The sequence below is a fragment of the Solirubrum puertoriconensis genome (assembly GCF_001483135.1).
Lineage (GTDB): Bacteria > Bacteroidota > Bacteroidia > Cytophagales > Hymenobacteraceae > Solirubrum > Solirubrum puertoriconensis.
The window spans coordinates 837,435-860,677 of the sequence record NZ_LNAL01000008.1 but is presented as its reverse complement, the minus strand read 5'-3'; the positions used below and the strand labels follow the sequence as shown (position 1 = coordinate 860,677).

Sequence of the window (23,243 nt, the reverse complement as noted above, 5' to 3'; positions counted from 1 at the left end):
CTGCCGCTTGTAACCCGCTTCGTGCTACTTACTACCTAACCGCGTGTCACAACATCACCCACACCACCAGCGCCTGGCCCTGATTGACATGGGCACGAACACGTTTCACTTGCTTATCGTAGAGCTGCCGCAGCACCCTGCCGCGGGCGAGCCAACTGTGCTGCTACGCACCAAAGTGGGCGTGAAACTGGGCGAAGGTGGCATAAGTCAGGGCGAAATTGCGCCCGCGGCATACCAACGGGCGCTACACACACTGCAGGCGTTTCAGGAGGAAATAGAGTTGCACCAAGTGACCGACGTACGCGCCACGGCCACCAGCGCCGTGCGGGTAGCGCGGAACGGCACGGAGCTGGTAAAAGACATTTTCGAGCAAACCGGCATTCGGGTGGAGGTGATACCTGGCGCCCGCGAAGCCGAGCTGATTTGCCAGGGTATTCGGCAGGCCGTGCGCCTAGGTGCCGAGCCGCATTTGATGATGGACATTGGCGGCGGTTCGGTGGAGTTCATCATTGCCAACGCCGACACCATTTTCTGGAAGCACAGCTTCGAGATTGGGGCGCAGCGGCTGCTGGATCAGTTTTTTCGGCACGACCCTATGCAGCCCGCCGATGTGCAGGCCGAGCAGCAATTTCTTGGCGGCGCGCTAGCACCTATGCTGGCTGCAGCCGAGCACTTTAGGCCGGTTAGCCTCATTGGCGCATCGGGCACTTTTGATACCCTGGGCGATATGCAGGCCGCACGCAGCGGCGAGGACTTTTCGCACCAGCCGCCCGCCCGCGCTATTTCGCTCGATAGCTTTTACCACAGCTACGATCAGCTGCTTTCGCTCACGCACGCCGAACGCCTGCAGCTGCCCGGCATGACGCCCCTACGCGCCGACATGATTGTGGTGGCCTGCGTGCTCATCGACTTTGTGCTGAAGAACTGCCGCCTGCCGCACATCACGGCCTCGGCGTATGCACTCAAAGAAGGTCTGCTGTACGAAATGCTGCACGCGCCGCGTGCCTAACGCAACTCGCACCACCTAGGGCTGCTGCACAAAGCGGCCACATCCCTCACCCCACTCTTCCGCTTCTCGCGTGACTTTCGAGTACACCCGCCTGTTTCACTTTGCCGAGGGCGTGTTCCGCGCCATGGGCTGCTCGGCCGACGATGCCCGCCAAGCTACCGAAACCCTCCTTTCTGCTGATTTGCGCGGCGTCGATTCGCACGGCGTGGCGCGCCTGAGCGGTTACGTGCGCCTCTGGGAAGCGAAGCGCATTAATGCCACGCCGCGCATTGGCGTAGTGCACGAAACGCCGAGCACCGCCGTGATTGATGGTGATGCTGGCTTGGGCCTGGTAGTAGCACCTAGGGCCATGCGCTTAGCCATCGAAAAGGCCCAAGTGGCCGGCACAGGCTGGGTAGCCGTGCGCAACTCCAACCACTTCGGCATTGCTGGTTACCACGCTATGTTGGCCCTGCCGCACGACATGATTGGCATTGCCCTCACCAACGCCTCTCCGCTGGTAGCCCCCACTTACTCGCTCGAGCGCCTGCTGGGCACCAACCCCATTTCGGTAGCCATCCCGGCCGGCGAGCAGCCGCCGTTTGTGCTCGATATGGCCACTACCACGGCTGCGCAGGGCAAAATGGAGATACTGGAGCGCAAAGGCCTACCCGCTCCCGCCGGCTGGATACAAGACCGCGACGGCAACGGCAGCACCAACCCTACTGAAACCCGCAACGGTGGCGCGCTGATTCCGCTGGGCGGCGAAACCGGTTCGCACAAAGGCTACGGCTTAGGTGCTACGGTTGATATTCTGTCGGCGGTGCTATCGGGAGCCAACTACGGGCCGTGGGTGCCGCCGTTCGTGGCGTTTCTGCAACCGCCCGCCGACCCGGTGGGGCAAGGCATTGGGCATTTCTTCGGGGTGATGCGCGTGGATGCCTTTCGGCCCGCCGCCGAGTTCAAGGCGCACATGGATAACTGGATCGAAACGTTCCGACAGGCCAAGGCAGTGCCCAATCAGCAGGTGCTCATCCCCGGCGACCCGGAGCGCCGCATGACGGAACAGCGCCTGACCGAAGGCATTCAGCTGCTGCAAAAAGTAGTCGACGACCTCACCGGTTTAGGCGAGAAGTTTGGGGTGAAGCTCTAAACATTGCCTAGGTTAAAAATCGAAAAGGCGCATGCGGCTATTGCCGCATGCGCCTTTTCTTTCCCCTCTAACTCACAACTCGTTTGTATCGGTAACTAGTAACCTAACAGGCCTTTACACGGACTCTCCTAGGTCGACGGATGCAAATTCGTTGGCAGCGAGGTCGGTATTTAAATACTGCGATTGGTATTCGGGCGAGTTGCCGTTCAGGAACAAGCAGGTGCCCCCGCCTACCGCATCAATAATCTGGGCGTACTGATCCATGGGCAAGGCCGGGCAGCCCAAGCTGCGACCCAGGCGCCCAAACTGCCGAATGAAATCTTCGCTCACGTACTCGGCTCCGTGCATTACCACGGCCCGGTCGCGGGCGTTGTCGTTGTAGCCTAGGTCAACACCATCGAGCTTCAGCGAACGGCCGTGCTTGCCGTAGTATTCGGTGTCGGTAACGTAGAAACCGAGGCTGCTCATGTTCGACTCGTTCTGGTTCGAGAAGTTGGTAGCCATGTTTTCGCCGGAGTTGTGCCCGTGGGCTACCAGCGTGTTAAACAGCACTGATTTCTGTTCCAAATCGAGCACCCACAAGCGCTTTTCGGTGGAGGGTAAGTTGAAATCCACCACCGTCAGCAACTGCCGATCGTCGTTGAGTTTGCCTTGGGCGCGCAAATTCAGGTAGCCTGTGTAGGCTTTTTCAAAAACATCAAAGTTCAATCCTTGCTCACTGAGCTTAAGCTCGTTGTAGAGCTGGTGCGTACCCTGCGCAAACATTACCGTTGCGAGTACGCGCTTCACGGGCGCAGTAGCCGACATACTCTGCGTGCGCGCTGCCGTAGAGCTAACGGGCGCAGCCAGCGGAGTTGCCAGAAACAGCGAAGCCACAAAGGGCAAGGCACGGCGCATGGCGCGGCGTGCTTTCGCTTTCAGACGCAAACGATGAACAACACTTTGCTTTTCCATAGGAGGTTTTAGCTGCGGCGGAGCTGGCCTTTGCTGGCCTTCTATTGAATATACGCATCCAATGCCACATAGGCTGCGACGAATATTTCAACAAGTAGGTGTGCGTAATAATTCCGGGCTGATAAGCACAGGGTTTCTGCAAACGTTTGTTGCTGGCTGCTGCAATCGTTTGCTTATACTAAAAATATGCCGCAACTTTCGGCCCGACAAGCCTCTGTTTTGTCCTGTTCTACTTAACCATTCTCCACCCCAAAACACCTCTACTCACATGTTAAAAATGTGGCGTGCAGCCTCCCGCTTGGGGGCGCTGCTTACGGTTGGTTTTGCCTTGCTGGCAAGCCATCCAGCACAAGCTCAAAAGGTCGTCCTGCAAGGCTTCTGGTGGGACTACTGGAACTCCAACTACCCCAACGGCTGGGCCAACTACTTGGCTGAGCTAGCACCCCGCCTAAAGGCCATGGGCGTGGATGCAGTCTGGATTCCGCCTACTATTAAGAACGGCAACCAGGGCAATGGCTACTCGCCCTTCGACCATTACGACCTAGGCGACAAATACCAAAAGGGCTTTGTTGCCACGCGCATGGGCACTAAAGACGAGCTACTGCGCATGGTAGCCGTGCTACACGCCAACGGCATTGAGGTAGTGCAAGATGTGGTACTCAACCACGTTGATGGGGCCGGATCGAGCACCGGCGCGGGTGGCCAGGACCCTGCCGCCTGGGAAGACTACACCACCAGCAAGTACAAAAACTTCCGTTACGTTTCGTACAACTCGCCAGCTACGGCCGAGGATGCCGCCAACTACCTAGCCCGCTCGGGCCGCTGGCCCAAAAACTGGCAGAACTTCAACCCCAACCCGGGCAACAATTCTACCTCGGGCGACCTGAACGCCGTGTACTTCGGGCCCGACGTGAGCTTCTACAACGGCTCGTACGGGCAAAGCTCCAACGCCACCTTCAACCCCGCCCAAAGCGCCGATTACATGCGTACCCAAGCGCGTAATTGGATGATTTGGTATAAGAAGCAGGTGGGCTTTGATGGCGTGCGCCTCGATGCGGTGAAGCACTTCCCGGCTTTTGCTACCGAAGATTTCCTTTATAACCTGCAAGCCAACGCCGGTTGGGCCAACGGCGGTGCTGCCATGTTTGCCGTGGGCGAATGGGTAGGCGGCTCGGCGCAGCTCGATCAATGGTGCACCGATGTGCAAGACCGCGCCGGCACCTTCGATTTCTCGCTACGCAACGGCCTCTACAACATCGTAAGCGGCGGGGGCAACTTCGACATCGGTTCGTTGCCGGGTTACCAGCAAGGCCGCCGCGTGGTGTACCAGGGCGGCCAGTACGTGCACCGTACGGTACCGTTCGTGAACAACCACGACACCTTCCGTCCGCAAGTAGGCTCGACGGGCAACTACACCGGCTGGAACACCGGCTCGGAGCTGGCCCCGCACATCGATCCGTTCGACCCGCGCCTCTCGGCCACGTATGCCGCGGCTTTAGCGCTCGACGGCTCGCCGCAAATCTTCTTCGAAGACTTGTTTAACGTAGGCAGTACGGGCAAGCGCTACTCGCACCGCCCCACCAGCACCGCCGACCTGCCCACCCGCTCCGACCTCGAGAACCTGATCTGGTGCCACCAGAACCTGCGCTTCAAGGATGGTGCTTACAAAGTGCGTTGGCAAGCCGCCGACCACTTGGTGATTGAGCGCAGCACCAAAGCCATCATCGGCATCAACGATAACTTCTCGGCTTGGCAGAACAACACCGTGTCGTGCGACTTTGCCCCGGGTACGGTATTGAAAGACTACTCGGGTGCCAATGGCACGGCAACGGTTACGGTAAGCGCTTCGCAGACGGTAGCCATTAATACGCCGCCCTGCAACGGTACGGCGGCCGGTGGCCGCCGCGGCTACTCAGTATGGGCGCCCGTAAACGCCAGCACCAACTACTCGCGTCCGGCGCTGGCCACCACGCAAGAGTGGGAACTGGCCGATGACCTAGGAGACCGTGACAGCCGCTCGTTGGGCCAAGGCGGTCAACTGCCCGCTGGCTCTACGGCATGGCGCACAGCCGGCCGCATCTACGTAGGCGCCAACAAAACCGTTACGTACACGCTGTACCCTGCCAACGGAGCCTACTCGCTGGTAGCGGGCATTTACAACTCGGCCGGCACGCTGGTAAGCAGCCGCTCAGGCACCGGTACGCTCACCGGCACCTACACGCCCACGGCCGATGGTTGGCTAACCATCCGGGCCCGCCAGAACGCTACTACCAACCCCGCTCAGAAGGCGTTCATTAAGGTGACGTACACGGCGCCGGCTACCATCAACACGGCTACCGCGGCGCGTGGTACCGCCGGCAGCATTGAGGCAGCCCCAGCGTTGGCTAACAACCTGGAGATTTACCCCAACCCCGCTGCCGCCGACCACATCGAGGTAACGATGACCACCGGCACCGAGCAAGACGTGAGCCTGCGCGTGCTCGACGTAACCGGCCGCCTGGTGCACCAGCAGGGCATGAAGCTGTACCCCGGCTCAAACACCACCCGCGTGCTACCCACCAAACAGCTGTCCGGCGGGCTGTACACCATTACGGTACCCGAGCTGAAGATTACGCGCAAGTTGGTAGTGAAGTAACTGCTGCCCACCGCTAAGCAAAAGCCCCAACCACGCTGGTTGGGGCTTTTTTTGCGTGCTTCTATCATCAGCAAGCCCAATGCTGCAGCCCGGCCATAGCCCTAGGTGCGCAGGTGCCGTAACAGGCAAAGCACCTAGGCGGGTTGCAACCACCGCGGAGTTCGGCTTGTTGTACCCCGAATATCCTTGCAGCCGCGCGGTAGTGCAGCCCTGTCCCGCGGGCTTTTCCGTTGTACTTTTGCGCCCCCGGCGCTTCAGCTCCTTTAGCTGAGCTGCGTTCTGAGCACTCCTATGGCCAAAGTTTCCATCAACCTAATGACCGGCTCTCTTCAGCAGGAAGAGATTATCGTCGGCATCGACTTAGGTACTACCAATAGCCTTGTTGCGTACATCCACCCCGAGTCGCGGCAACCCATTGCCATCAACGACCAGGGCCGCGGCACCATCGTGCCGTCGGTGGTGCACTTTCCGGCCGATGGCTCGGCGCCCGTGGTGGGCAACGATGCCAAAGGCTACTTCGAAACCGACCCCGAGCGCACTATTTATTCGGTGAAGCGCCTGCTCGGCAAATCGTACCGCGACCTAGGCAACCACGCCGGTGAGCTGGGCTACAAGGTTATCGACGACGATACCGAAGGTTTGGTGAAGATTCGGGTGCAAGACCGCTTCTACTCCCCCATCGAGCTGTCGGCCGAAATCCTGAAAGAGCTGCGCGCCCGCGCCGAGCACGCGCTCAAAACGCCCGTCAACAAGGCCGTAATTACCGTTCCGGCTTACTTCAACGACTCGCAGCGCCAAGCCACGCGCGATGCCGGCCGCCTGGCCGGGCTGGAGGTGCTGCGCATTGTAAACGAGCCTACGGCGGCGGCCTTGGCTTATGGCATTGGCCTTTCGCCCGAGGAGGAGAAAACCGTGGCCGTGTACGACCTAGGCGGCGGCACCTTCGACATCAGCATTCTGAGCCTACACCAAGGCATTTTTGAGGTACTGAGCACCAACGGCGACACCTACCTAGGCGGCGACGATTTCGACCGCGTGGTGGTAAACCATTGGGTGCACCGCCACGAGCTGCAAAGCGCTGTGCTCGAAGATCCGCTCCTGAAGCAGCGCCTGCGCCTGATGGCCGAGCAAGCCAAGCGCCACCTCAGCCAGGAAGAAGTATTTGGCGCCGCGCTCAATAGCGAAGTAAACCTCACGCTGACCCGCGCCGAGTTCAACCAACTGATTCAGCCGCTGGTGGCGCGCACCATCGATTCGTGCCGCCAGGCCCTGGCCGATGCCAAGCTCACAGTCGATAAGCTCGATGCGGTGCTGCTGGTAGGCGGCTCTACGCGCGTGCCGCTGGTGTTCGATAGCGTGTCGGAGTTCTTCGGGCAGCAAGCCAACAACTCGCTCAACCCCGACGAGGTAGTGGCCCTAGGTGCCGGCATTCAGGCCGACATCTTGGCTGGCAACCGCCGCGACATTCTGTTGCTCGACGTAACACCGCTGACCCTAGGTATCGAAACCATGGGCGGGCTGATGGACCCCATCATTCCGCGCAACTCCAAGATTCCGACCAAAGCCGGCCGCCAGTATACCACTTCTGTCGACGGGCAGGTAAACATGAAGATTTCGGTGTTCCAGGGCGAACGTGACTTGGTGCGCGAAAACCGCAAGCTGGCCGAGTTCGATTTGCGCGGTATTCCGGCCATGCCCGCCGGCCTGCCTAAAATCGACGTGAACTTTATCCTCAACGCCGATGGCATTTTGAAGGTAGAGGCTATTGAGCTGCGTTCGGGCATCCAACAAAGCATCGAGGTGAAGCCCCAGTACGGCCTCACCGACGAGCAAGTGGAGCAAATGCTGATCGATTCGCTTACGCACGCCAAAGACGACGTAGCGGCACGCATGGTTATCGAGGCCCGTACCGCCGCCGAGCAAATGCTGTATCAGGTTGATCGGTTTGTGCACAACAACGGCCAGCACCTTACCGAGGTTGAAATCACTCAAACGCGCCAGAAAGCCGACGTCCTGCGCTCGGTGCTTGGCTCGGGCGATAAAGACGCCATCTACCGCGCCGTTGATGAACTCGAGGAGCTTACCAGCCCCTTCGCCGAACGCGTGATGCAGATCAGCATCAAGCAGGCTATGTCCGGTAAGAAGATCATCTAACCTCCGGCTTGTACTCTCTGCCCGCGGGGCCGCAGCACGATTGCTGCGGCCCCGCGGCGCTTTAGGAAAGCTTCTGCCGCCGCTGGGCCTGCGCTTGTACCAGTGTTTGGTTGGCTGCTACCATTTGCACGATTTCCGCCACGCGCCGCGTCCGCGTTTCGGGGCGCTTAGCGCTGAGCAACCACTGCAACAGCATTTTTCGGTTGCTGGGGCTAAAGGCTTCGAAGTTGCGACGAGCCGCGTCGTGAGCGGCCAGCGCATCGGCCAAATCAGCAGGCACTTCCAGGTTTTCCGAGGAGTCGATGGACGTCCAGCTGCCGTTTTGCTTCGCGACTTCGATGGCCTCCAGCCCCGCCGGGCGCATCAACCCCTCGGCGCTTAGCCGCTCGATGTACTGCTTGTTGATTTTTGACCACACGCTGCGCGGCTTGCGGGGCGTAAACACTTGCTTGTAGCGGTACTCGTCGATGGTATTGGCTTTGGAGTCTATCCAGCCAAAGCACAACGCCTCTTGCACGGCCTCAGCCCAGCTGAGGCTGGGTTGCCCGCTGCTTTTCTTGTAGTATACCAACCACACGCCGGGTGCAGTGGCGTGGTTAGCTTCCAGCCATTGCCGCCACTCCTGGCGGCTGGCCACGCATAGCTCCGGTAGTGCGGCTAAATTGGTTTTTGCCATGGCGGTGCGGCAGGGTGTGGTTGCTAAGCTACAACTTAGCCGTACGCATGGTGTTTGTACGGACGCTACATTCGCTCCATGAACCCGCACCTCGCCCGCCTCTGCCAACTTGCTCAGCAACCTAGCCGCCGCATCATCGGCCTAATGTCGGGCACTTCGCTCGATGGCCTCGATGTGGCGCTTTGCCGCCTCGAGGGCAGCGGACCGGCCACGCGCCTAACGCTGGTGCAGTTTGCCACTGTACCATACACCGATGATGTTCGCACGCGTATTCGGCGGGTATTTGCGCGGGCCGAGGTGTCGCTGGAAGAGCTAACGCTGCTGAACGCCTGGCTGGGCACCTTGCACGGTCAGCTGGTGCTTGAATGCCTGCACAGCTGGGGCATCAGTCCCGCCGAAGTGGACGCCGTAGCCAGCCATGGCCAAACCGTGTACCATGCGCCCGAGCACCAACACCAACGGCACGAGTACCCCCACAACGCCACCCTGCAGCTTGCCGACGGTGACCACGTGGCCGTGCGTACCGGCATTATCACGCTCAGCGACTTTCGCCAGAAACACGTAGCCGCCGGTGGCGAAGGTGCGCCGTTGGCCGTGTACGGCGACTATCTGCTCTTCTCGAGTTCTTCCGAAGATCGGCTGTTGCTGAACCTAGGCGGCATTGCCAACTTCACCTACCTCCCCGCCTCGCTCGATGCCGCCGCCGTGTTCAGTACCGATGTGGGCCCCGGCAACACACTGCTCGATGCCTTCGTGCGCGAGCTGTACCCCGAGCACAGCTACGACCCCGATGGGCGTTTTGCCGCCGCTGGTACCAGCAACGCCGAACTGCTGCAGGCTTTGCTCGATCATTCTTTTTTCGCGGCTGAGCTCCCCAAAACCACGGGCCCTGAGCTCTTCAACCCTACGTATGTGCGGGCGGCCCAGCAACGCAGCAGTACAACCGCCCTCTCCCCTACTGATTTATTGGCCACGCTCACCGAATTCAGCGCCGAAGGCATTACCCGTGCGGCCCAGCAAGCTTTCGGCCCCGAGCCAAGGGCGGCGGTATACGCCAGCGGCGGGGGCATGCACAACCCCACGCTCATGGCTGCTATCAAGCGTCGCCTGCCCCGCTGCCGTTTTTCTGATACGCAACACCTAGGCGTAGCTCCCGATGCCAAGGAAGCTGTGTTGTTTGCCGTACTGGCCAATGAAACACTTGCCGGCTCAGGCGTAGCTATGGGTTCGGGCCGACAGCGTGTGCCGGCTGTGCACATGGGTAAAATTTCGCTGCCGAGCTAGCTGCACCGCTAGCGGCTGGCAGCAACTACCTAGGGCTGGCCGACGAGCTTTCGGCCACGGCTGGCACCATCCTGAACTCTAACACGCCCGTCGCGGCCGAGTCCCGAAACGATACGTCGAGCTGTTGGGGCGCTTTCACCAACGAGTCGCTCTTGAAGGTAAACGCATAAAACCAACGCACCTGGTCGTTCTCGCCAATGCGCAGCCCTAGGCGGTACAAATCGATACGAGCACCTCGCTGCTGTCCCTGCAGGTAAATGGGTTCAGCTGCCACTCGAAAACGCGCCGGGCTTACTCCGGCTTTCACTTCGGGTGCCAGCATTTGGTACGCTTTGTCGTACTCGCCACTCAACACCGCGAACAAAAAGCGGCGGGCTATCTGCAATTGCGACGGCCCAGCCCACGCTGCCGTACTTATCAGTAGCAGCACAACTGTTATCCAGCGCCGTAAGTGTGGCTTCGTGTAGGTAGGCTGCTTCATATTCTACTCTAACGCAATAGCTGTGCCTAAGAGCTGCCGGTGGCCTTGCTTGCAGTACCAGTTTAAAAACAAAAAAGCACGGCTCCACACCGTGCTTCACATACTGTACGCTGGCCCTAGGTTTATTCTTCCTCCTGCGGAACCAGCACAAACACATCCTCGCCGGGGCGCTTCATTACGTATTTTTCGCGGGCAAATTTCTCAAGCATTTCGGGGCTGCTGAGCAGTTCGGCGCGGTCTTTCTTAACCTCTGCAATTTTGCCGGTGTAGTACTCCTTTTGCACTTGCAGTTCGCGCCACTTGTCGTACATCTCGTACTGCTTCAGCAAGTCGTTCGCATCAAAAAGCGTCATCCATACCAAGAAGGTCATCCCGGTAAGGAAGTAGAAGCTGCGCAAGAAGCGCGGTACACGGTCGAACACTTCGGGTAGAGCCATACTTCAAAGATAAATGCTGTGCTAGCTGCTTCCGTGGCTATGCTTGATTATTTAGCTCTTGCTCCTCGCTCGGGCGCAAACCACCTAAGTGCCAAAACAACGAAGCCGCAGTTCCCGATGGAGCTGCGGCTTCGTGCCAGCCCAAGCGGGCCGTAGGTGCAATTACATGTTGCGGCCGGGGTAGTAGGCTACCTCGCCCAGTTCCTGCTCAATGCGCAGCAACTGGTTGTACTTGGCCATACGGTCGGAGCGCGACATCGAACCGGTCTTGATCTGGCCAGTGTTTAGCGCCACGGCTAGGTCGGCGATGGTGTTGTCCTCGGTCTCGCCCGAACGGTGCGACATGATGCTCTTGTACTGGTGACGGCGGCCCAGGTTAATGGCGTCGATGGTTTCGGTGAGCGAGCCAATTTGGTTAACCTTGATCAGGATAGCGTTGGCCACACCCTTCTCAATGCCTTCCTGAATGCGCTTCACATTCGTCACGAACAGGTCGTCGCCTACAAGCTGCACGTTGTTGCCTACTTCGTCGGTCAGCTGCTTCCAGCCAGCCCAGTCATCTTCGTCGAGGCCATCCTCAATGCTGATGATCGGGTAGCGGCGCGTCCAGTCAGCCCAGTACGAAGCCATTTCCGACGACGTCAGCTTATCGCCGGTGCTCTTCTTAAAGTGGTAGTGACCATCGGAATAGAACTCCGAAGCAGCCGCGTCAAGGGCAATCATCACGTCGTCGCCGGGCTTGTAGCCAGCAGCCTCGATGGCCTGCAGTACCACCTCGATAGCTGCTTCGTTCGACTTGATATTCGGTGCAAAGCCGCCTTCGTCGCCCACGTTGGTGCTCAGGCCTTGCTTCTTGAGCACGTTCTTCAGGTTGTGGAAGATTTCCGAACCCCAGCGCAGCGCTTCAGTGAAGGATTCAGCACCTACCGGCATAACCATGAACTCCTGGAAGTCGATGCTGTTGTCGGCATGCGAACCACCGTTCAGAATGTTCATCATCGGCACCGGCAGCGTCGAGGCGTTTACACCACCCACGTAGCGGTACAGTGGCATACCTGCCTCCTGGGCAGCGGCCCGGGCAATTGCCAACGACACACCCAGGATAGCATTAGCACCTAGGTTAGCTTTGTTCGGCGTGCCATCAAGCTCTAGCATGATCTTGTCGAGCAGGCTTTGCTCGTATACCGACAAGCCTACTAACTCTTCGGCAATCTTGCTGTTGACGTTTTCAACCGCTCCCAGCACGCCTTTGCCCATGTACTTCGACTTATCGTCGTCGCGCAGCTCCACAGCTTCGTGCTTGCCCGTCGAAGCACCCGATGGCACCGCAGCACGGCCTACTACGCCGTTATCGGTGGTCACGTCTACTTCCACAGTCGGGTTACCGCGCGAGTCGAAGATTTGCCGGGCGTTGATGGCGGCGATAATGCTCATATCGAGGAAAGGTGAAAGGTGAAAAGGTATTGGAACAGTTTCCCACAGGCAGCTACAACTGTAGCGCGCATACTTACGGGGCAGCAAGGTACTCAATTCACTTTTTGCCGCCTGTACTTTGCCGAGTATAGCTTACCACTTAGGGCAAAAGAAAAGGGCACCCTGCTTAGGGTGCCCTTTTCTTTTGAGTGGCTTTGCTTACGAAGCAGCTTCTTCGGTCGAAGCAGCGTCGGCAGCCGGAGCCTCCGGAGCAGGAGTAGCTTCGGTGGTAGCAGCAGGAGCTGCAGCACCTTCGGCTTTCTTGCCACCGCGGCGCGAACGACGAGTAGTCGTTTTAGCAGCGCCAGCATTCTTGGCTTCCAGCAGGGTTTCGTTGTAGTCTACCAGCTCGATGATGCACATATCAGCGTTGTCACCAGCACGGCCAGCACTCAGCTTGATGATGCGGGTGTAGCCACCGGGACGGTTGGCAATTTTGCCAGCCACTTCACCAAACAGCTCCTTGATCGACTCTTTGTTCTGCAACTCGGCGAATACCATACGGCGCGAGTGCGTCGTATCTTCTTTCGAGCGGGTCAGCAGCGGCTCAACGTACTTACGCAGTTCCTTAGCCTTAGCAGTGGTCGTCGTGATGCGCTTGTGCAGGATCAGCGACGAAGCCATGTTCGACAGCATTGCACCGCGGTGAGCGGTGGTACGGCCGAGGTGGTTGTCTTTTTTACCGTGTCTCATCGGACAATTAAGAAATAAAAGTGATGTGCTTGCGGGCGGCGACCACGGCGGGCCTGAACCTCATTTGAACCGCCGCCCCTAGGGCACACTAAAAATGGAAGACTATTCTTCGTCGAGGCGGAAACGCGCCACGTCCATACCAAAGTGGAGGCCTTTTTCCTCAACGAGGTTCTCCAATTCGGTCAGCGACTTCTTACCGAAGTTGCGGAATTTCATCATGTCGGCGAGGTCCAGCTGTACCAGGTCACCGAGGGTTTTGATGTCGGCAGCCTTCAAGCAGTTGTACGCACGTACCGACAGGTCCATGTCCTGCAGCGGGGTCTTCAGGACCTTACGCATGTGCAGCGTCTCTTCGTCCACGCTGGTCTCCTCTTCGGCTTTTGCCGTTTCGAAGGTCATCGTGTTGTCCGAGAACAACATGAAGTGTTGGATCAGGATATTGGCAGCACCTTTCAGTGCATCCTCCGGGTGAATTGAGCCATCCGTGTGAATCTCGAGCAGCAACTTCTCGTAGTCGGTCTTCTGCTCCACACGGGTGTTCTCGATGCTGTACTTCACATTCTTAATCGGTGTGAAGATGGCATCGATAGCAATCTGACCAAATACTTGGTCAGCCGGCTTGTTCTCCTCGGCGGGTACGTAGCCACGGCCCTTCTGAACCGTAAACTCGAACTCCAGCGAGGTGCTCGGGTCAATGTTGCAAATCACCAGCTCCGGGTTCAGCACCTGGAAACCGTTGGTGAATTTGTTGATATCACCGGCAGAGAAGGATTCTTGGCCGCTGATGCGAACCGTGATTTTGTCTTCGATGACATCGTTGATCTTCTTGAACCGAACCTGCTTCAGGTTCAAGATGATTTCCGACATGTCTTCGATGACACCCTCAATGGTCTGAAACTCGTGCAGCACGTTGCTCGTGCGGACCGAGGTAATCGCGTACCCCTCGAGCGACGACAGCAGAATGCGACGTAGCGCGTTGCCGATCGTCACGCCGTAACCCTTCTCCAGCGGTTTGAACTCAAACGTTCCGTAGAAGTCGTCGGATTTCTCCATTACGACCTTCTCCGGCATTTGAAAAGCGAGAATTGACATAGATGCGGATGTAAGGGATTTGGAAGGAAAGAAGAAACCATACAGGAGCCGGCTGCTGCCCAAGATAAATCTCAGGCAGCAGCCGGCTCTCCGTTAGGATTACTTCGAATACAGCTCGACGATCAGCTGCTCCTCGATTTTCTCGGGAATCTGGTCGCGCTGGGGAGTCGAGATTACCTTACCGGCAAACTCTTTTGCATCCCACTCCAGCCAGCCGAACTGACGGGCGTTGCGAACAGCTAGGCTATTCACGATAGCCTCCAGCGACTTCGATTTTTCGCGAACAGCCACAATCGAACCCGGCTTAACGTGGTACGAAGCGATGTTTACAACCTCACCGTCAACGGTGATGTGCTTGTGCGAAACGAGCTGACGAGCAGCGCGGCGGGTTGGAGCAATGCCCAGACGGTACACCACGTTGTCCAGACGCTGCTCGAGGTAGGCCAGCAGGTTTTCACCGGTGATACCCGGCTTACCAGCAGCTTTGTCGAACAGGTTGGCGAACTGCTTTTCCAGTACCCCGTAGAGGTACTTAACTTTTTGCTTTTCCATCAGCTGCACGGCGTATTCCGACTGCTTCTTGCGGCGGCCGCGGCCGTGCTGGCCCGGAGGATATGCTTTCTTGGTGAGTGCCTTGCTCGGGCCGAAAATGGCTTCCCCGAAGCGACGGGCAACCTTGGTTTTAGGGCCGGTATAACGTGCCATTCTAAAGAGGTGATTTTTCTGAAGAGAAAAGAAAACTGCCTGGCTTCACTAGCTCCCTCACGGGGCGACAGAAGCCACGCGTCTGCCGTTACTCAGACGCGGCGACGTTTGGGCGGACGGCAGCCGTTGTGCGGCAGCGGAGTCACGTCGCGGATGGTCGTCACCTCAATGCCCATGTTCTGGAATGCACGGATGGCCGATTCGCGGCCAGCACCCGGACCCTTCACGAACACTTCGCACTTGCGCATGCCTAGGTCATAGGCAACTTTACCGCAATCCTGAGCAGCGGTTTGGGCAGCGTAGGGCGTGTTCTTCTTCGAACCACGGAAACCCATTTTGCCGGCCGAAGCCCACGAAATCACCTGGCCGTTGTTGTTCGTAACCGAGATGATGATGTTGTTGAACGAAGCCTTGATGTGCACCTGACCGGTTGCTTCAACCTGGACGATGCGCTTCTTGGCTTTGTCTTTTCTTTTTTGTGCCATTTGGTTATCGCAAAAAAGAGCGGAAGGTGTTGGCAGCAGTGGATTAATGAGAAGGCCCGCTGCCGATTCCCGCTAAGATTTATTTAGTAGCCTTCTTCTTGCCGGCAACGGTCTTCCGTTTGCCTTTGCGGGTGCGCGAATTGTTCTTCGTACGCTGACCCCGAACCGGAAGCCCTTTGCGGTGACGAAGACCACGGTAGCAACCGATGTCCATCAAACGCTTGATGTTGAGCTGTACTTCCGAGCGCAGCACACCTTCGGTTTTGTATTCCGAAGCAATGATGCTACGGATTTCACCCGATTCGGCTTCCGTCCACTCGCTTACCTTCTTGTTCAGGTCAACACCTGCTTTCGTCAGGATAGCGGCAGCCGAAGAACGACCGATACCAAAGATGTAAGTGAGGGCGATTTCGCCGCGCTTTTTGTCCGGGATGTCTACCCCTGCAATACGTGCCATGTTCTTCTATTGCTTGTGTTGCTTAACCCTGACGCTGCTTGTAGCGGGGGTTCTTCTTGTTGATCACGTAAAGCTTCCCTTTACGGCGGATCACTTTGCAGTCGGCACTGCGCTTTTTAACCGATGCTTTGACTTTCATGTCCGGGGGTTATTTGTAACGGTAAACTATTCGGCCCTTCGACAGATCGTAGGGCGACATTTCGAGCTTCACCTTATCGCCAGGCAGAATCTTGATGTAGTGCATGCGCATTTTACCGGAAATGTGCGCAATTACCTGGTGCCCGTTTTCCAGCTCCACACGGAACATGGCGTTAGACAAAGCTTCCAGGATGGTACCGTCCTGCTCAATCGATGATTGTTTGGCCATAAGGCTGCGAGGTCTGCTGTAACGCTTTTTCTATGTATGCGAAAGAGGTTAAAATCTCCGCTTTATTTTGGCGAACCACCACGGTATGCTCGAAGTGCGCCGAGGGCTGCCGGTCTTTGGTTCGGATTGTCCAGCCATCCTTTTCCTGCACCACGAACTTGGTTCCAAGATTCACCATTGGCTCAATGGCGATAACCAACCCGCTTTGCAGTTTAAGGCCAGCACCACGCTTACCGTAGTTAGGTACTTCCGGACGCTCGTGCAGGCTCTTACCAATGCCGTGTCCAACAAGTTCCCTCACTACTGAAAAGCCACGCTTTTCCACGTAGTTCTGGATAGCGTAGCCGACATCACCCATTCGGTTGCCAGCTACTGCCTGCTCAATGCCCTCGTACAATGATTGTCTAGTAGCTTCGAGCAGGGCCGTTACTTCCGGTTTCACCTCCCCCACTGGGTAGGTATAAGCGCTGTCACTATGGTAGCCGTTAAGCTTTACGCCACAGTCTACCGAAATGACATCGCCACTCTTGAGCACGTGGTCACCTGGGAAGCCATGCACAACAACCGAATTCGGCGAAATACATAAGCTAAACGGGAAACCATTATACCCCTTAAAAGAAGGTTGCGCGCCGTGGTCCCGAATGAATTCCTCCGCGCGACGATCCAGTTCTCGCGTTGTAATTCCTTCGCGGATCATGCCCGCAACTTCCCCATGAGCTCGAGCCAGCACATTCGCGCTGGCTCGAATCATATCGATTTCTTCTTCGGTCTTGTAAAGTATCATGCTTAGGAGGCCAACGCAATGTTTTGCGTGCGGCCTTTCAGCTTGCCAGTCTTCATCATGCCGTCATAGTGGCGCATGAGCAGATAGCTTTCTATCTGGTTCATGGTATCAAGTACAACGCCTACCATAATGATAAGAGAAGTACCGCCGTAAAAAGCAGAGAAAGGGCGAGTGACTCCGAACAACAAGGCAATGGCCGGAAAGATTGCAATCAGGGCCAAAGCCAAAGCACCTGGAAGCGTGATGTGGGTTAAAACCTCATCAATATATTCGGAGGTGGCATCACCAGGCTTTACACCCGGAACGAAACCACCACTACGCTTCAGATCGTCAGCAATCTGCTTAGGATTGACACTTATGGCCGTGTAGAAGTAAGTAAAAAGGATAATTAGAATCCCAAACACCAAATTGTACTGCCATGAAGTATAGTCCGAGAACTTCTGACCAATGTAGTTTGCAGTGTCACTATCCTGCTGCCAAGCGGAAGCAACAATCGCCGGGATAAACATCAACGACTGAGCGAAGATGATAGGCATTACACCCGCGGCATTCACTTTTAATGGAATGAATTGTCGCTGAGCGTTCAACTGGCTTACACCTCCCACTTGCTTTGCGTATTGTACTGGAATGCGGCGTACGGCTTGAGTGAGGATGATAACACCCATTACTACAAAGAAAAGTACGGCAAGCTCTATCAAGAAGATCAATGAGCCCCGCATGCCTTTCGCTGCAGCTTCACCCAAGATTGCTCCTGGAAAACGGGAAACGATACCGATCATAATGATCATAGATATACCGTTCCCAATTCCCTTGTCCGTAATCTTTTCGCCAAGCCACATGCAGAAGAGAGTACCAGCGGTCAGAATAATCATTGTCGATACCGTGAAAAACATTCCCGGGTTGACAAGCGCATCCTGATTGATGGTAGCAATGAAGCCAATAGACTGAGCCATCACGATAGGAATCGTGAGTAGTCGAGTGTACTGGTTTATCTTTTTGCGACCAGACTCTCCTTCCTTCTGCAGCTTTTGAAAGTAAGGCACTGCGATGGTTAGCAATTGCAGTACAATCGAAGCAGAGATGTAAGGCATGATGCCTAACGCAAAAATTGAAGCGTGGCTGAACGCCCCTCCTAGCAAGGTATCGAGTATGCCGAAAATCCCGCCCGATTTATTATCGAGACGGGACGGATCAACGCCCGGCAGCACAACGTAAGAACCTAGCCGGTAAATGGCGATGAAAAAAAGCGTATTGAGAATCCGCGTACGCAGATCCTCAATCGCAAAAATGTTCTTAATCGTCGTGATAAACTTGTTCATCGCCGGCGAGCTTAGCTTAGAGGGTCACAGCTTTGCCACCTGCTTTCTCAATAGCTTCGATAGCCGATTGAGAGAAAGCATGGGCATGTACTTCCAGCGCAGCGTTCAGTTCGCCACGGCCCAGAACTTTAATCTTGGCGTTTTTGGACACCAGACCATTCGATACGAAGTAAGCTACATCCATCGTGGTTGCTTGAGACTTTTCGTTCAAGCCTTGGAGCACATCAAGGTTAATTGCCTTGTACTCTACACGATTGATGTTTTTGAAGCCAAACTTCGGCACACGACGCTGCAGGGGCATTTGGCCACCTTCAAAGCCGATTTTCTTCGAGAAGCCCGAACGCGACTTGGCACCCTTGTGGCCACGGGTCGACGTGCCGCCACGAGTAGAGCCTTCACCACGGCCGAGACGCTTGTTGTTGCGTACCGAGCCTTCAGCGGGCTTAAGATTGCTGAGATTCATGATGGAGGTAAGTTCTACAGTTCGGTTACTTCTACCAGGTGGCCAACTTTGGCTACCATGCCGGCAATGGCGGGGGTATTTTCAACCTCACGCACTGCGCCGATTTTGGTCAGGCCTAGGGCCTGCATGGTGCGCTTCTGACGCTCGGGGCGGTCAATTACGCTGCGCACTTGCTTGATTTGGATCCGTGCCATCGTCGCTTAGCCGTTAAATACTTTAGCGAGAGAGATGCCGCGTTGTTGTGCAATTTGCATCGGGTCGCGCATCTTGTTCAGAGCGTCGAAGGTAGCCTTAACCACGTTATGGGGGTTCGACGAGCCTTTCGACTTAGCCAATACGTCCTTAATGCCAGCGCTTTCGAATACCGCGCGCATGGCACCACCAGCAATTACGCCGGTACCGGCAGCAGCCGGCTGTACCAGCACATAACCACCTGAGTACTTGCCTTCCATCACGTGGGGAACGGTGTGCTTATACAGCGGCACCTTCACCAAGTTCTTCTTGGCATCGTCGATGGCCTTGGCAATGGCGTCGGTTACTTCATTGGCTTTACCGAGGCCGTAGCCTACAGTACCAGCACCGTCACCTACTACTACGATGGCCGAGAAGCTGAAGCGACGACCACCTTTTACCACCTTCGCTACGCGGTTGATGGCAACTACTTTTTCCTTCAGGTCAGACTCTGCGGTCTTAGCCGTGGGTTTATTTTGCTCGCGCATAGCTTAGAAATTCAGGCCGCCTTCGCGGGCACCTTCTGCCAATGATTTAACACGACCGTGGTAGAGGTAACCCGAGCGGTCGAACACTACCGACGTGATGCCGGCAGCCGTGGCCCGCGAGGCCAACTCCTTGCCAACGGCTGCAGCCGTGGCTACCGGCGAGTCGCCAGCCGTTACGTTCTTCGACGAAGCGGCTACCAGCGTGCGGCCAGCAGTGTCGTCGATGATCTGGGCATAAATGCCCTTGTTGCTGCGGAACACCGACAGGCGGGGGCGCTCAGCGGTACCCGACACTTTCGTGCGGATGTGGCGCTTGATCCGGAGTCTTCTCTCAGTTTTATTAAAAGCCATGATGCTCGGTTATTTCGAGGCAGTCTTACCAGCCTTACGACGAATCTGCTCACCAACGAAGCGCACACCTTTGCCTTTGTAAGGCTCAACCTTGCGCAGCGAACGGATCTTAGCAGCCACCTGGCCGATGAGTTCTTTGTCGATGCTGGTCAGGGTGATGATTGGGTTCTTACCTTTTTCGGTAACAGCAGTAGCGGTTACTTCTTTAGGCAGCGCCAGGAAGATGTTGTGCGAGTAGCCCAAGGCCAGCTCCAGCGTCGAGCCGGTAGCGGTAGCCTTGAAACCTACGCCCACCAGTTCCAGCTGGTGCGTGTAGCCGGTGCTTACGCCGGTTACCATGTTGTTGAGCAGGGCGCGGTAGAGGCCGTGCATGGCCTTGTGACGCTTTTGCTCGGTAGGACGTTCTACGACTACGGTGTTGTCTTCGGAGCGTACCGTGATGTCGCGGTCGACAGCGGTCTTCAGTTCCCCTTTGGGGCCCTTAACCGTGATGGTGTTGTCGTTATCAACCGATACCTGCACGCCCGAGGGCAGGCTGATCGGGAGTTTACCAATGCGGGACATATTGTCGGGAGTTTACTGCTGCGTTGAGCTTAGTACACGTAGCACAGCACCTCGCCGCCTACGTTCTGGGTGCGAGCTTCCTTCTCCGTCATTACCCCTTTCGAGGTAGACAGGATGGCAATGCCCAGACCGCTCAGCACGCGCGGCAGGTTTTCAACGTGGGCGTACGTACGCAGGCCCGGGGTGCTGATCCGCTGCAGCTTCTGGATGGCGGGCTTCTTGGTCACGGGGTGGTACTTCAGCGCGATTTTGATCGTGCCTTGTACTGCCGAGTCATCAAAACGGTAGCTCTGAATGTACCCTTTCTCGTAGAGCACTTTCGTGATTTCCTTTTTGATTTTGTTAGCCGGAATTTCTACTACCCGGTGGTTGGCCTTGATGGCGTTGCGCACCCGGGTCAGGTAGTCGGCAATCGGATCTGTGTTCATTTGGATGATTTGAAGGGCACCCCGTGGTTAAGGGAACCGCAAAGGTAGGAAAATTTCGCAGCCATAGTTTTCCTATGACGGCGAAATCCTCGATTAAGACTACTTGACATCCACAGCGTTTCCGCCGCAGCCAATGGTTTCTTGTGGCAACCTGCCAAATGGTGTGTGGGGCGTCCCCCACTGCCCTAGAGCATTTATGGGGTGCAAAGATACGTAAATGCTTAACACAAAAGCAATAGGCACAAACAGTTAATTGGCTAAAGGTTCAAACAGAGTCAATCGTAATATCCCCTAGCAAATACAATGACTGTTTCTGGCTTCTTATGCTTCTCATAATATGCTCCTACACCATACTGATAAGAAGTGTAGCCGCTTGCGTCTCTATCCAATTCTTGATCCGTATTGAAGAAGGCAGTTGCTTCTTTCTTGGATAGCTCCAGTAGCTGTACCCCATTCAAGGAAACATGAGCTGGACCAGTAAACTCTACTGCAACGCACTTCTGATCAGTATCATAAATCACAAATAACCCTAGTGGGTTATAGAAGTCAGTATCTTCTTCTCCACCTCGTAGAAACTGCTCAGGTTCGTATTCGAACAATGCTCGTATGTCCGAGCGAGTCAGACCAAACAACACAGGTCCTGCCGAAGTGTGAGGTGTGATAATAAATTCCAGCATGCTGCAATATGCAAGTGTTGTGGTAAGGCTAGGAGCAGATCGATATTAAAAGAAAACTGCTCAGCCAAAACTCCCGAGAGAGTTTCAGCTGAGCAGTTTTGCTTAGCGTTGCGGTGGTAGCGAACTACCAGCTAGCTTTCGTTACGCCGGGAATTTTGCCGGCCGAAGCCATTTCCCGGAACGTTACGCGGCTGATGCCAAACTTGCGCATGTAGCCACGCGGACGGCCGGTCAGTTTGCAGCGGTTGTGCAGACGTACGGGCGAAGCGTTGCGGGGCAGCTTGTCCAGACCTTCGTAGTCGCCAGCAGCCTTAAGAGCTTTGCGCTTCTCAGCGTAACGAGCCACAAGGGCTTCCCGCTTCCGCTCTCTTGCTTTGATGGATTCTTTAGCCATTTGTCAGCTTATTTCTTAGCGTTAGCAAACGGCATACCGAAGGCGCGTAGCAGTTCGTAGCTCTGCTCGTCATTCTCGGCCGTCGTCACGAAGGTGATATCCATACCGGCAATCTCTTTGATCTTGTCGATTGAGATTTCCGGGAAGATGATTTGCTCTTTGATGCCGAGGGTGTAGTTACCACGGCCGTCGAAGCCTTTATCGCTGATACCTTTAAAATCGCGTACGCGAGGTAGAGCAACAGTCAACAGACGATCTAGGAACTCGTACATCTGATTGCCGCGTAAGGTTACGCGAGCACCGATTGGCATACCCTCGCGCAGTTTGAAGTTCGAAACCGAACGCTTTGCGATGGTTGGAACGGCCTTCTGACCAGTAATGGTCGTCAGCTCATCCACGCCATTGTCTACGAGCTTTTTGTCGGCTACAGCTTTACCGATACCGCGGTTGATGCAGATCTTGGTAATGCGCGGCACCTGCATGGTGCTCTTGAATTGGAATTTCTCCTGCAGTTGCTGGCGAATCTCCTTATCGTAAATTTCTTTCAGTCGAGCCATTGTCGGATACTTGATTAGGCGTTAGCCGGGCTAACAAGCTTGACATTGCTGACGTGAATCGGAGCCTCGATCTTCGAGATGCCGCCTTGGGGGTTCTTAGCGCTCGGCTTCGAGTGCTTAGTTACCAGGTTTAGGCCTTCGATAATCACACGCTGGGTCTGGCGGTTTACCGATTTGATAACACCAGTCTTGCCGCGCTCGTCACCGGCGATTACCTGTACGGTATCACCGGTTTTCACGTGCAGCTTCGCGGGCTTTGCTTCTTTGGTTTTCAGTGCCATTAGCTTAGAGAACTTCAGGAGCCAGCGAAACGATCTTCATGAATTGCTTTTCACGCAATTCGCGGGCCACTGGGCCGAAGATACGCGTGCCGCGAGGCTCGTCGTTGTTATTGAGCAACACGGCGGCATTGTCGTCGAAGCGGATGTATGAACCGTCTTTGCGACGTACTTCCTTCTTCGTGCGAACCACCACAGCTTTCGAAACGGCGCCCTTCTTAGCGTTACCCGAAGGAATAGCCGATTTGATAGCCACGACGATCTTATCACCTACCGTAGCATACTTTTTACCCGTGCCACCTAGGACACGAATGCAAAGTACTTCTTTGGCGCCGCTGTTGTCGGCAACCGTCAGACGGGATTCTTGCTGGATCATCTTACTTGGCTCGCTCTACGATTTCTACCAAACGCCACCGCTTGCGCTTGCTTAGCGGACGGGTTTCCATAATGCGCACCGTGTCACCTTCGCCACACTCGTTATTCTCGTCGTGAGCGACGAACTTGGTCGATTTCGACACGAATTTGCCGTAAATCGGGTGCTTCATTTTGCTTTCGACCACAACGGTGATGGTTTTGTCCATCTTGTTGCTTACCACGCGGCCGATACGCTCTTTGCGCAGGTTACGCTCTACCGTAGCGGCGCCCTGCTGTTCTGCGTTGTTTGCCATTGTTTAT

General features: G+C 56.1%; 31 protein-coding genes. 5 read left to right on the top strand and 26 right to left on the bottom strand.

The window, feature by feature from the left end; genetic code table 11:
• The first annotated feature begins 43 nt into the window (after positions 1–43).
• The gene (locus tag ASU33_RS17965) at positions 44–1,009 is read left to right on the top strand and encodes a Ppx/GppA phosphatase family protein (protein WP_286130645.1); all 966 of its coding nucleotides are present in this window, start codon (positions 44–46) and stop codon (positions 1,007–1,009) included.
• Between the two features lie 70 nt (positions 1,010–1,079).
• Entirely contained in the window at positions 1,080–2,141 is a 1,062-nt protein-coding gene (locus ASU33_RS17960; protein WP_059072202.1) for an Ldh family oxidoreductase, read from the top strand.
• Positions 2,142–2,255: 114 nt separating this feature from the next.
• Here the strand turns inward: ASU33_RS17960 and ASU33_RS17955 are convergent, their stop codons facing one another.
• Positions 2,256–3,095 carry a murein L,D-transpeptidase catalytic domain family protein gene (locus ASU33_RS17955; RefSeq protein WP_059072201.1) on the bottom strand — a complete coding sequence of 280 codons (840 nt, stop codon included), beginning with the start codon at positions 3,093–3,095 and terminating at the stop codon, positions 2,256–2,258.
• Between the two features lie 268 nt (positions 3,096–3,363).
• On the opposite strand from ASU33_RS17955, the gene ASU33_RS17950 reads away from it, so the two are divergent.
• On the top strand, positions 3,364–5,730 hold the full coding sequence (locus ASU33_RS17950) for an alpha-amylase family glycosyl hydrolase (RefSeq protein WP_059072200.1): 2,367 nt from the start codon (positions 3,364–3,366) through the stop codon (positions 5,728–5,730).
• Between the two features lie 291 nt (positions 5,731–6,021).
• The gene (hscA, locus tag ASU33_RS17945; RefSeq protein ID WP_059072199.1) at positions 6,022–7,884 is read left to right on the top strand and encodes a Fe-S protein assembly chaperone HscA; all 1,863 of its coding nucleotides are present in this window, start codon (positions 6,022–6,024) and stop codon (positions 7,882–7,884) included.
• 61 nt (positions 7,885–7,945) lie between these two features.
• On the opposite strand, the gene ASU33_RS17940 is transcribed toward hscA, so the two are convergent.
• Positions 7,946–8,560 carry a YdeI/OmpD-associated family protein gene (locus ASU33_RS17940; protein ID WP_059072198.1) on the bottom strand — a complete coding sequence of 205 codons (615 nt, stop codon included), beginning with the start codon at positions 8,558–8,560 and terminating at the stop codon, positions 7,946–7,948.
• 78 nt (positions 8,561–8,638) lie between these two features.
• On the opposite strand from ASU33_RS17940, the gene ASU33_RS17935 reads away from it, so the two are divergent.
• Entirely contained in the window at positions 8,639–9,844 is a 1,206-nt protein-coding gene (locus ASU33_RS17935) for an anhydro-N-acetylmuramic acid kinase (protein WP_059072776.1), read from the top strand.
• 25 nt (positions 9,845–9,869) lie between these two features.
• On the opposite strand, the gene ASU33_RS17930 is transcribed toward ASU33_RS17935, so the two are convergent.
• From ASU33_RS17930 to rpsQ, 24 genes are all read right to left on the bottom strand, one after another.
• Positions 9,870–10,325, bottom strand: a complete 456-nt coding sequence (locus ASU33_RS17930; RefSeq protein WP_149867290.1) for a hypothetical protein — start codon at positions 10,323–10,325, stop codon at positions 9,870–9,872.
• A gap of 122 nt (positions 10,326–10,447) precedes the next feature.
• Positions 10,448–10,762: an FtsB family cell division protein gene (locus ASU33_RS17925; protein ID WP_059072196.1), complete on the bottom strand. Its 315-nt coding sequence runs from the start codon at positions 10,760–10,762 to the stop codon at positions 10,448–10,450.
• A 162-nt stretch (positions 10,763–10,924) separates the two neighbouring features.
• Positions 10,925–12,196 carry a phosphopyruvate hydratase gene (gene eno, locus ASU33_RS17920; RefSeq protein ID WP_059072195.1) on the bottom strand — a complete coding sequence of 424 codons (1,272 nt, stop codon included), beginning with the start codon at positions 12,194–12,196 and terminating at the stop codon, positions 10,925–10,927.
• Between the two features lie 198 nt (positions 12,197–12,394).
• Positions 12,395–12,928, bottom strand: a complete 534-nt coding sequence (gene rplQ / locus ASU33_RS17915; RefSeq protein ID WP_059072194.1) for a 50S ribosomal protein L17 — start codon at positions 12,926–12,928, stop codon at positions 12,395–12,397.
• A gap of 102 nt (positions 12,929–13,030) precedes the next feature.
• On the bottom strand, positions 13,031–14,020 hold the full coding sequence (locus ASU33_RS17910; protein ID WP_059072193.1) for a DNA-directed RNA polymerase subunit alpha: 990 nt from the start codon (positions 14,018–14,020) through the stop codon (positions 13,031–13,033).
• 99 nt (positions 14,021–14,119) lie between these two features.
• Entirely contained in the window at positions 14,120–14,725 is a 606-nt protein-coding gene (rpsD, locus tag ASU33_RS17905; RefSeq protein WP_059072192.1) for a 30S ribosomal protein S4, read from the bottom strand.
• A gap of 92 nt (positions 14,726–14,817) precedes the next feature.
• Positions 14,818–15,210, bottom strand: coding sequence for a 30S ribosomal protein S11 (gene rpsK, locus ASU33_RS17900; RefSeq protein WP_059072191.1), 393 nt, complete (start codon positions 15,208–15,210; stop codon positions 14,818–14,820).
• Positions 15,211–15,289: 79 nt separating this feature from the next.
• Entirely contained in the window at positions 15,290–15,667 is a 378-nt protein-coding gene (gene rpsM / locus ASU33_RS17895; protein WP_059072190.1) for a 30S ribosomal protein S13, read from the bottom strand.
• 22 nt (positions 15,668–15,689) lie between these two features.
• Positions 15,690–15,806 (bottom strand): type B 50S ribosomal protein L36, encoded by a 117-nt coding sequence (ykgO, locus tag ASU33_RS17890; RefSeq protein ID WP_034256541.1) that lies wholly within the window; start codon positions 15,804–15,806, stop codon positions 15,690–15,692.
• Between the two features lie 9 nt (positions 15,807–15,815).
• Positions 15,816–16,034: a translation initiation factor IF-1 gene (infA, locus tag ASU33_RS17885; RefSeq protein ID WP_059072189.1), complete on the bottom strand. Its 219-nt coding sequence runs from the start codon at positions 16,032–16,034 to the stop codon at positions 15,816–15,818.
• Positions 16,012–16,818: a type I methionyl aminopeptidase gene (map, locus tag ASU33_RS17880; RefSeq protein ID WP_059072188.1), complete on the bottom strand. Its 807-nt coding sequence runs from the start codon at positions 16,816–16,818 to the stop codon at positions 16,012–16,014. The genes infA and map overlap by 23 nt, the downstream gene beginning before the upstream one ends.
• 2 nt (positions 16,819–16,820) lie before the next feature.
• A complete protein-coding gene (gene secY / locus ASU33_RS17875) occupies positions 16,821–18,137 on the bottom strand; it encodes a preprotein translocase subunit SecY (RefSeq protein WP_059072187.1) in 1,317 nt (438 codons plus the stop codon).
• Between the two features lie 16 nt (positions 18,138–18,153).
• Positions 18,154–18,600, bottom strand: coding sequence for a 50S ribosomal protein L15 (rplO, locus tag ASU33_RS17870; RefSeq protein ID WP_059072186.1), 447 nt, complete (start codon positions 18,598–18,600; stop codon positions 18,154–18,156).
• A 14-nt stretch (positions 18,601–18,614) separates the two neighbouring features.
• The gene (gene rpmD / locus ASU33_RS17865) at positions 18,615–18,794 is read right to left on the bottom strand and encodes a 50S ribosomal protein L30 (RefSeq protein WP_059072185.1); all 180 of its coding nucleotides are present in this window, start codon (positions 18,792–18,794) and stop codon (positions 18,615–18,617) included.
• A 6-nt stretch (positions 18,795–18,800) separates the two neighbouring features.
• Positions 18,801–19,319 carry a 30S ribosomal protein S5 gene (gene rpsE / locus ASU33_RS17860; RefSeq protein ID WP_059072184.1) on the bottom strand — a complete coding sequence of 173 codons (519 nt, stop codon included), beginning with the start codon at positions 19,317–19,319 and terminating at the stop codon, positions 18,801–18,803.
• Between the two features lie 3 nt (positions 19,320–19,322).
• On the bottom strand, positions 19,323–19,670 hold the full coding sequence (gene rplR / locus ASU33_RS17855) for a 50S ribosomal protein L18 (protein WP_059072183.1): 348 nt from the start codon (positions 19,668–19,670) through the stop codon (positions 19,323–19,325).
• A gap of 9 nt (positions 19,671–19,679) precedes the next feature.
• Positions 19,680–20,234, bottom strand: coding sequence for a 50S ribosomal protein L6 (rplF, locus tag ASU33_RS17850; protein ID WP_059072182.1), 555 nt, complete (start codon positions 20,232–20,234; stop codon positions 19,680–19,682).
• Between the two features lie 29 nt (positions 20,235–20,263).
• Positions 20,264–20,662, bottom strand: a complete 399-nt coding sequence (rpsH, locus tag ASU33_RS17845; protein WP_059072181.1) for a 30S ribosomal protein S8 — start codon at positions 20,660–20,662, stop codon at positions 20,264–20,266.
• Positions 20,663–20,937: 275 nt separating this feature from the next.
• A complete protein-coding gene (locus ASU33_RS17840; RefSeq protein WP_059072180.1) occupies positions 20,938–21,339 on the bottom strand; it encodes a hypothetical protein in 402 nt (133 codons plus the stop codon).
• Positions 21,340–21,463: 124 nt separating this feature from the next.
• Positions 21,464–21,733 carry a 30S ribosomal protein S14 gene (gene rpsN, locus ASU33_RS17835; protein WP_059072179.1) on the bottom strand — a complete coding sequence of 90 codons (270 nt, stop codon included), beginning with the start codon at positions 21,731–21,733 and terminating at the stop codon, positions 21,464–21,466.
• Positions 21,734–21,741: 8 nt separating this feature from the next.
• Complete coding sequence (rplE, locus tag ASU33_RS17830; RefSeq protein WP_059072178.1) at positions 21,742–22,290, bottom strand: 50S ribosomal protein L5; 549 nt, start codon at positions 22,288–22,290, stop codon at positions 21,742–21,744.
• Between the two features lie 14 nt (positions 22,291–22,304).
• Positions 22,305–22,571 carry a 50S ribosomal protein L24 gene (rplX, locus tag ASU33_RS17825; protein ID WP_078063229.1) on the bottom strand — a complete coding sequence of 89 codons (267 nt, stop codon included), beginning with the start codon at positions 22,569–22,571 and terminating at the stop codon, positions 22,305–22,307.
• A 4-nt stretch (positions 22,572–22,575) separates the two neighbouring features.
• Entirely contained in the window at positions 22,576–22,944 is a 369-nt protein-coding gene (gene rplN / locus ASU33_RS17820) for a 50S ribosomal protein L14 (RefSeq protein ID WP_059072177.1), read from the bottom strand.
• A gap of 1 nt (position 22,945) precedes the next feature.
• Complete coding sequence (rpsQ, locus tag ASU33_RS17815; protein WP_059072176.1) at positions 22,946–23,236, bottom strand: 30S ribosomal protein S17; 291 nt, start codon at positions 23,234–23,236, stop codon at positions 22,946–22,948.
• Positions 23,237–23,243 lie beyond the last annotated feature (7 nt).